This window comes from Robinsoniella sp. (genome assembly GCF_034124845.1).
The window spans coordinates 1-8,379 of record NZ_JAWYAJ010000215.1 but is presented as its reverse complement, the minus strand read 5'-3'; the positions used below and the strand labels follow the sequence as shown (position 1 = coordinate 8,379).

Sequence of the window (8,379 nt, the reverse complement as noted above, 5' to 3'; positions counted from 1 at the left end):
TAAATAACAAGGGTGCACAAAAAGAAGAAATACGGATTATAAAAAGCTTTATCGGTTTTTCCCAAAATGAAAGAATGGAATTACTGGGAGTATTCAGAAAAAAATGGAAGGAGTTTTCTGCCCGGAGCGCCGCCCAGCCTAAATACGTCGAAAAATAGTGCCTGATATCTGTGTCAGGTGTGCGACTGTGAATTGACGGCGTAGCGGGCTATGGCTAGATTCACAGTCGTGCACCTGGCGCAGATAGCGGGTGCTATATAGTGGCGTATTTGCGCCGGGCGGCACTAGTCTGAATATTACAAAGAGCAAGCAGTAAATCAAAGAAAATTTAGGAGAACGACAAAATGATAGATCAATTAAACATCAGGCTTGAAAAGCCGGAGGATTACAGAACGGTAGAAGAGTTGACCCGTGAAGCATTTTGGAATGTCTATGTACCGGGGTGTACAGAACATTTTATGATCCATAATCTGAGAGAGCAAAAGGAATTTATCAAAGAGCTGGATCTGGTAGCGGAATTGGATGGAAAGATTGTAGGGCACATTGCGTATACGCTGGGCGCTATAGTGACGGATGCAGAAGAGGCATTTGAGGTGGTGTGTTTTGGACCGGTGAGCGTACATCCTGATTATAAAAAGAAAGGAATCGGTTCAGCACTGATCCGTTACTCTCTGGAAAAGGCGAAAAAGCTTGGATATCAGGCAGTTTGCATTTTCGGTGATCCACGGTATTACAGCAGATTTGGATTTCACTGTGGAGAAAAATATGAGATTAAGACGGAAGACGGCAAATATGCAGTGCCGATGCAGCTTCTGGAATTAATACCCGGGGTTCTTAATGGAATTCAGGGAAGATTTATTGAGAGCAGTGGATTTGAAGTAAAGGAAGAGGAATTCGAAGCATTTGAACGTACTTTTCCTCCCAAAGAAAAAAAGGAAGAGGAATCTCAGATTGATTTCCGGGTTCTGGTAAACTTAAGGTTTTAGCGAAAATAAAAACAAATAATGGAAGCAATAGGAAAGAAATACAGCTGGACATGAGAGTAATTTTACAAAAATGCTCAAATGGACCGGCTTTTTTCGTGTGTCTAAAAATAGGAGATATTGAGTCGTGAAACAGGGTTGTTGACGGTAAAATAAAATATTTGACACTATTCTAAAAAACATACTTGACAAAAATCTGTACATTATATATAATTCTAAATGTAGAGCACACGTGTACGCAAATAAAGTTCACCAAAACATGTCTCAATCAAAACAATATTAGGGGGGACTAATGGTGATAATCACCAGGGTAGTTTTTAAAAAGTCACTGCAAAGATTTTAGAAAATTGCTCTAAGGAAACTGGGACTGTGTGAAGAAGCCACCAGCCAGTATTCATTCTATATGGAGGTAGAATATGAAAGCGAAAAAGTTTTGGAGTGTATTATTAGCAGCAAGTTTGACAGCAGGTGCATTAGCAGGATGCGGGGGAAGCACATCAGGTAGTAAAGAAACAGCGTCCGGAAATGAAAGCACAAGTACAAAAGGGGCTGGAGAGTCCGGAACAGCAGGCGAAGAAAAGGAAACAGATACTGCAGCCACAGGAGAACAGACATCAGGAGAACAGACATCAGGAGAACAGTCATCTGATGGGCAGTCATCCGGTGAAGCAGTAACCCTGGATTTCTGGAATGTATTTACCGGTTCCGACGGAGATATTTTAAGAGAGATCGTGGATAACTATAATGCTGTGAATACGGATAACATAACGATTAATATGGATATCATGCCGAATGATACGCTCCAGCAGAAGCTGCCGGCAGCAATTGCCACGAATACGGCACCTGATTTTGTTCTGTTTGGTATAGAGAATATCGCACCTTATGTTAGTAATGATTCTTTAGAGGACATCAGTGATTTTTGGGAAACAACAGGGGTGGACAAAACGAATTTTCTGGATAATGTAGTGGATCTTTCCTGTGTGGACGGAAAATTATACGGTGTACCAATGCAGTATAACGTGCAGTACCTGTATTGGAATAAAGATATGTTTGAAGCAGCAGGTCTTGACCCGGAGACACCCCCTGCAACCATGGACGAATTAGCACAGTTTGCGGAAAAACTTACGGACGAGTCTAAGAGACAATATGGACTGGCACTGCCCACCAATGTCACCTATATGCAATTCTTATGGGCAAACGGGGGAGATGCGGATGACCCGGTAAAGAATGAAAACTTACTTGATACTGAAGAAAACGTGAAGACCCTGGAATGGCTGCAGGATCTGGCTGTAAATAAGAAAGTGACCCCCATGAATCTTACGGGACCGGATGCAGATACCATGCTTCAGGCAGGGCAGATTGCAATGTATATGAGCGGGCCATGGCAGATCAACGGTTTAAAAGAAGCAGGCATTAATTTTGGTATCGCGCCTTGTGTATCCGGCAGTGACGGTGCCTATTCTCCGGCAGGCGGATGCAGTTACATGATTCCAAAGGGAATAGATGAAACGAAAAAAGCGGCTGTCTATAAATTTATGAAATATTGGCTGTCCGATGAAACACTGAAAGAATGGTCACAGAGAAACGGATTCCCTGTATGGTCCAAATCATTGCTGGAAGATCCGGAAATTAAAGATGACGAAGTATTGAACTCCATATCCAAGGCAACAGAGATTGGCAGATCCTATAATCTGGGATATTCACTGGCAAGCCAGATTGATAACGATGTTATGATTCCCATGTTTGAAAAGGTAATTACAGGAGCGGCAGCCCCGGATGCAGCATTGGAAGAAGCGGTTTCAGCAATGGATAAAGTGCTGGGGAAATAAAGGTATTGCGTTATCGTACTACGGAATATGGAATGGAATGTAAAGGTTGAAAGAAAATGAATAATAGAAAGGAAGCCACGGTATCTTTCTTTCAACCTGTCTTATTGTGGCAGTATTGCAGGCATCGCTGCAATACGCAATGGGTATAACTATGAAGAAACCAAAAAAATATCGGCCGCATAATCAGAAATGTGCGTATCTGTTTATTTTGCCGTCGATGATTATTTTAACAATATTTGTGTTTATACCACTGGTGTCTTCGCTGGTGATCAGCCTGTTGAATATGAATATCTTTATGAAAGATATTTCATTCGCGGGACTTACAAATTTCAAACAGCTATTCCAGGATTCCAGGGTGGGAAACGCTACTTTTAACAGCCTGTATTTCACACTTTTTGAAGTACCCCTTCAAGTAGGACTGGCACTGCTGCTGGCAATGTATGTAGCGAAAAATAACAGATATACCAAACTGCTGCGGTCTACTTATTATCTGCCCTTTGTATGCTCCATGACCGCTATCAGTATTATATGGTCCATGCTTCTGGATCCCAACATGGGACTGGTACCTTACTGGCTGGAGCAGACGGGTCTTAAATCCATCTCTTTTCTAAAGGATCCGAATCTGGCAATGCCTACGGTAATTGCAGTTACGGCATGGAAAGGCTTTGGCTATACGCTGACCTTGATAACGGCTGCGGTCCTGAATATTTCGGCATCGCTCTATGAAGCAGCGGACATGGACGGCGCGGGACAGTGGAAGAAATTTATCCATATTACAATACCGGGCATTTTTCCCACCATCAGCTTTTGTGTGGTCACAACGACCATAAGTGCCCTTCAGGTATTTGACCAGACTTATGTCATGACTCAGGGAGGTCCGCTGAACAGGACGGAGACGGTGGTGCAGTATATTTATGACAGAGGATTCCAGACTGCACCCTATGATCTTGGTTATGCTTCTTCCATATCGGTATATCTCTTTGTGATTATAGCAGTTATCACGTTTGTATTGAAAAAGTTTGTACTGAATAAGGGGGAGGAAGCAAATGATTAAAAAAAGATCCCTTGGAAATATCGTTGGCGTTATCTTAACGCTGTTTGTAGCCCTGACGGTTGTCATTCCCATTTTGTGGCTGCTGGTATCTTCCTTTAAAACGGATGTGGGCGTTATTCAGTATCCACCGAAATTTTTCCCGGTGGAATGGACGCTCAACCAGTTTAAGTATGTCACAAAGAGTATTCCTATTTTTGATATGACCAAAAACACTGTGATTTTTGCAGGTGCGGTAACGGTTCTCAGTGTATTTTTTGATTCCATGGCAGGGTATGCATTTGCCAGAATGAATTTTAGAGGATCGGGCGTTATCTTTTCCATTATATTGCTGACTATGATGGTACCATTTCAAATTATCATGACACCACTTTACATTGAAGTCTATAAATTAAATCTGTTAGATACTTATTTGGGATTGATACTCCCAAGAGCTACAAGTGCATTTGGCATCTATATGATGCGGTCATTTTTTGCAGGGCTGCCAAAATCCATAGAAGAATCCGGACGTATCGATGGCATGGGAGAATTCCGGATCTACTGGTCACTGATGCTCCCCCTGTGCAAACCGGCAATTGCAAGCCTTGGCATTTTCCACTTTATGAATAACTGGAATGATCTGCTTTATCCGCTGATGATGACCAGTTCGGCAGATAAGAGAACACTGTCCGCCGGTCTTGCTGTCCTTGTGGGCAACAAAGTGATCAAATACGGTCCTACCCTTGCGGCGACACTGATCTCTCTGGCACCCTTATTGATCTTATATATATTCTGCCAGAAATATTTTGTGGAGGGAATAGCTACCGCAGGTATGAAGGAGTAGAGATTCCGAATGGTTATTGCGATTTATGACACGGAGTTGGAAGAAATTACAAAATAGAAAGGAAGCCACAGCGTGAATCTTTCAACCAGTAAATTGTGGCTTTATGACAGTAGGTAGAAGAATGAAGAAAGCGGTTATGATTGTAAATAAAAGTTTCAAAAAAGGAAAGATTGATAAACGGATCTATGGTTCCTTTGTGGAACATATGGGGCGGGTAGTGTATTCCGGCATCTATGAGCCGGGGCATCCAACGGCTGATAAAGACGGATTCCGGCAGGATGTTCTGGAAAAAGTAAAAGAAATGGGAGTTACGGCAGTCCGGTATCCGGGAGGAAATTTTGTATCCTGTTATGACTGGAGGGATGGCGTAGGTCCGGTGGAAGAACGGCCACGCAGGCTGGAAATCGCATGGCGGGCAATTGAAACAAATGAAATCGGAACAAATGAATTTATGAAGTGGGCTGAAAAAGCGGAGATTGAACCGGTTTTTGCAGTGAATCTGGGGACCAAGGGGATTGAAAATGCAGTTTCTTTTGTGGAGTACTGCAATATACCCCAGGGAACTTTTTACAGTGATATGCGTAAAAGCCATGGAGTGGAAAATCCATATGGGATTCAGACCTGGTGTCTGGGAAATGAAATGGACGGGGACTGGCAGATCGGGCATAAGACCGCGGAGGAATACGGACGTCTGGCTCAGGAAACAGCAAAGGCAATGAAGCAGGTGGACAGCAGCATCAAAGTGGTCTCCTGCGGCAGCTCCAAATCCGACATGTCAACTTATCCGGAATGGGAAGCTATTACGCTGAATTATACGTATGATTATGTTGACTATATCTCGCTGCACCAGTATTACGACGGGCAGGATAAGGGGACTCCTTATTTTCTGGCACAGTCATTAGATATGGAACGTTATATTAAGACGGTGATCGGTACCTGCGATTATGTGAAGGCAAAAAAGCGTTCGGATAAAGAATTGTACATCAGTTTCGATGAATGGGGCGTGTGGTCCATGGCGGATGTGGAAGTGGCTGCCCAGGTGGATGAAAGTCCCTGGCAGGTAGCGCCAAACTTAAGCGAGCAGATCTACAGCATGGAAGACTCACTTTTATTTGCCAGTATGCTGATGAATTTCCTGAAATATGCAGACCGCATTAAGATCGCCTGCCAGTCTCTCCTTACGAATATCAGCGCTGCTATTATGACGGAAAAAGGCGGCGGAGTCTGGGTACAGCCAATCTTTTATCCATTTTCCTATACATCCAGATATGGAAGAGGAATTGTCCTGGAGGAAGTATTTGACTGCCCGGCATATGCCTGTGATCTGTTTAGTGAGGTACCTTATGCAGACAGCGTAACGGTATATAATGAAGAAGATCATGAAGTGGTCTTTTTCCTGATCAACCGGAGTGAGGATGAGTCTATCTGTTTTGAATGCGAACTGCAGGGATTTCAAGTGGAGGAAATTGCAGAGCAGGTAACCATGAGCTGTGAGGATAAGAAAATGACTAATTTAGTCCGCCACGATGCGGTGAAGCCCCGCAGGGTATCCGGTGGAAAAGTGGAAGGAAACCGTGTGGCATGTGAGCTTCAACCCCTGTCCTGGAATATGATCCGGGTAAAAGTACGTGTGTGATAGCATCTCGTGCCTCCGCACGGAAATTCATATTGTAAACCCATATGGATTGTAATAGAATAAAATGCAAGAGGGGGTATAAAGATGGGTATAACTACAAAGGATCTGGCTCTGTTGTGCGGCGTGTCCAGGACAACCGTTCACCGGGCACTTCACAATACAGGAAGAATTAATGAAGAGACGAAAGATATGATTCTGAAAATAGCAAAGGAACATGACTATCGTCCCGACATGCTCGCAAGGGGGCTGGTTAAGGGAAAAACATTTTATATCGGCGTTGTAATTATGGATTCCGACAACCGTTATTTTTCCCAGATGTTAAATGCAATTGTAAGAGAGGCCAGGAAGATTGATTATTCCGTGAATATCGCCTTCCATGAAAATAAATCAGAAATAGAGAGGGAGCAGCTGTGCCGGCTGGCGGATTACCATATGGACGGGATCATCCTGTCCTCCATTAACAAAGGGGAGGCATATAAGGAATTTTTAAAAAGCCTTGAGATCCCCATTGTTACCATTGACAATAAGGTGGCAAAGGGAATTCCATTTGTGGGCATAGATGGAAAAAAAGCCGCTGGAGAGGCTGCGGAGAAGATTGTTCAGAAGAAATATGAAAGGATCATCTTTGTATGCCCGCCTTTGGCGGATGCAACCAAAGAAAATGTCTATGTGCATGAAGAGAGGGCAAAAGGATTTCAAGAGACTATGGATCGCTATCCGGATGTGGAACAGGGGTTGATTCAAAGCTGGGAATACCTGGAACCGGCATATGAGGAACTTCTGCATACCGATAAGCGGACGGCTTTTTTCTGTACCTCTGATATGATCGCGCTGGAATTAATGAGATATTTGCAGCTGAAAGGGAAAAAAGTAGTAACAGACTATGGAATCATGGGTTTTGATAATATTGATATCCTGCGTTATGTTTCCCCTCAGCTGTCCACGATTTATAATTCCGTGGAAGAGGTGGCACAGACTTCTGTAAGTCTGTTATTTGACCTGATTAATGAAAAGAAAGTAAAAAAGGAACGTATCGTAAAGTACAAACCGGTGGACGGAGACACACTGGGTTGATTTATATATGGCAGCGGAGGCATAAAGGAAATGAAAGAAGGACTTAAATATAATACACCATGGATTTTACAGCGGGCAGATCCGTATGTTTACCAGCACAGTGATGGCTGGTATTATTTCACCGCTTCCGTACCTGCTTATGACGGAATCGTACTGCGCCGTGCAAGGAGCCTGGAGGAATTACCGGGTGCGCCGGAGACAGAAATCTGGCATAAGCATGAGAGCGGGAATATGAGTGAACACATCTGGGCACCGGAACTGCATTACCTGGACAGGAAATGGTATCTGTATTATGCAGCGGGTGATAAGGAAGATGTATGGGCAATCCGCCCTTATGTACTGGAATGCTGTGAGGAAGATCCGATTACCGGTACCTGGAGAGAAATGGGAATGATGCAGTGTGCAGATGACGATGAATTTTCATTTCACGGCTTTTCCCTGGATGCCACTGTATTTGAAAATCGGGGCAGATACTATTATGTATGGGCGGAAAAAGTTGGAGTTGGAAAGCAGATTTCCAACCTCTATATCGCAGAATTAGAAACGCCTTATAAGTTAAAAACCGTACAGGTGCTTCTGACCACACCGGACTATTCCTGGGAACGTGTTGGATTCTGGGTAAATGAGGGCCCGGCTGTATTAAAAAAAGACGGACGGATATTCCTGACCTATTCCGCCAGTGAAACAGGTACGGCTTATTGCATGGGGATGCTCAGTGCTGACGGCGAAAGTGATTTGCTGGATCCTCTGTCCTGGAAAAAAGAGCGTATGCCGGTATTGGCATCAGAGGAAGCCTGTGGCATCTACGGACCCGGACATAATTCCTTTACAAAAGATAAGCAGGGGAATGACATAATGGTGTATCATGCGCGGACGGAGAGGGAAATCACCGGTGATCCATTGTATAACCCAAACCGGCATGCGATGTTAATGCAGGTAAAATGGAATGAAAAGGGCTTCCCGTTTTTTCGGATTGTATCATA

7 protein-coding genes are annotated in these 8,379 nt (G+C 43.7%); all 7 read left to right on the top strand.

What is annotated here, in order from left to right; all coding sequences use genetic code 11:
* Positions 1-344 precede the first annotated feature (344 nt).
* Positions 345-986 (top strand): GNAT family N-acetyltransferase, encoded by a 642-nt coding sequence (locus ACH2DQ_RS10285; RefSeq protein ID WP_394914167.1) that lies wholly within the window; start codon positions 345-347, stop codon positions 984-986.
* Positions 987-1,399: 413 nt separating this feature from the next.
* Positions 1,400-2,812, top strand: coding sequence for an ABC transporter substrate-binding protein (locus ACH2DQ_RS10280; protein WP_394914168.1), 1,413 nt, complete (start codon positions 1,400-1,402; stop codon positions 2,810-2,812).
* Between the two features lie 151 nt (positions 2,813-2,963).
* Positions 2,964-3,866, top strand: coding sequence for a carbohydrate ABC transporter permease (locus ACH2DQ_RS10275; RefSeq protein WP_394914169.1), 903 nt, complete (start codon positions 2,964-2,966; stop codon positions 3,864-3,866).
* Positions 3,859-4,686: a carbohydrate ABC transporter permease gene (locus ACH2DQ_RS10270; protein WP_394914170.1), complete on the top strand. Its 828-nt coding sequence runs from the start codon at positions 3,859-3,861 to the stop codon at positions 4,684-4,686. The genes ACH2DQ_RS10275 and ACH2DQ_RS10270 overlap by 8 nt, the downstream gene beginning before the upstream one ends.
* A 121-nt stretch (positions 4,687-4,807) precedes the next feature.
* Positions 4,808-6,322, top strand: a complete 1,515-nt coding sequence (locus tag ACH2DQ_RS10265; protein ID WP_394914171.1) for an alpha-N-arabinofuranosidase — start codon at positions 4,808-4,810, stop codon at positions 6,320-6,322.
* 84 nt (positions 6,323-6,406) lie between these two features.
* Entirely contained in the window at positions 6,407-7,396 is a 990-nt protein-coding gene (locus ACH2DQ_RS10260; protein WP_394914172.1) for a LacI family DNA-binding transcriptional regulator, read from the top strand.
* A gap of 30 nt (positions 7,397-7,426) precedes the next feature.
* On the top strand, positions 7,427-8,379 hold a 953-nt coding region (locus tag ACH2DQ_RS10255; protein ID WP_394914173.1), incomplete at its 3' end, for a family 43 glycosylhydrolase.

What these genes read in the sequence shown, in the direction of transcription:
- ACH2DQ_RS10285 (WP_394914167.1), top strand. Translation starts at nt 345, where the DNA reads ATGATAGATCAATTAAACATCAGGCTTGAAAAGCCGGAGGATTACAGA.
- ACH2DQ_RS10280 (WP_394914168.1), top strand. Translation starts at nt 1,400, where the DNA reads ATGAAAGCGAAAAAGTTTTGGAGTGTATTATTAGCAGCAAGTTTGACA.
- ACH2DQ_RS10275 (WP_394914169.1), top strand. Translation starts at nt 2,964, where the DNA reads ATGAAGAAACCAAAAAAATATCGGCCGCATAATCAGAAATGTGCGTAT.
- ACH2DQ_RS10270 (WP_394914170.1), top strand. Translation starts at nt 3,859, where the DNA reads ATGATTAAAAAAAGATCCCTTGGAAATATCGTTGGCGTTATCTTAACG.
- ACH2DQ_RS10265 (WP_394914171.1), top strand. Translation starts at nt 4,808, where the DNA reads ATGAAGAAAGCGGTTATGATTGTAAATAAAAGTTTCAAAAAAGGAAAG.
- ACH2DQ_RS10260 (WP_394914172.1), top strand. Translation starts at nt 6,407, where the DNA reads ATGGGTATAACTACAAAGGATCTGGCTCTGTTGTGCGGCGTGTCCAGG.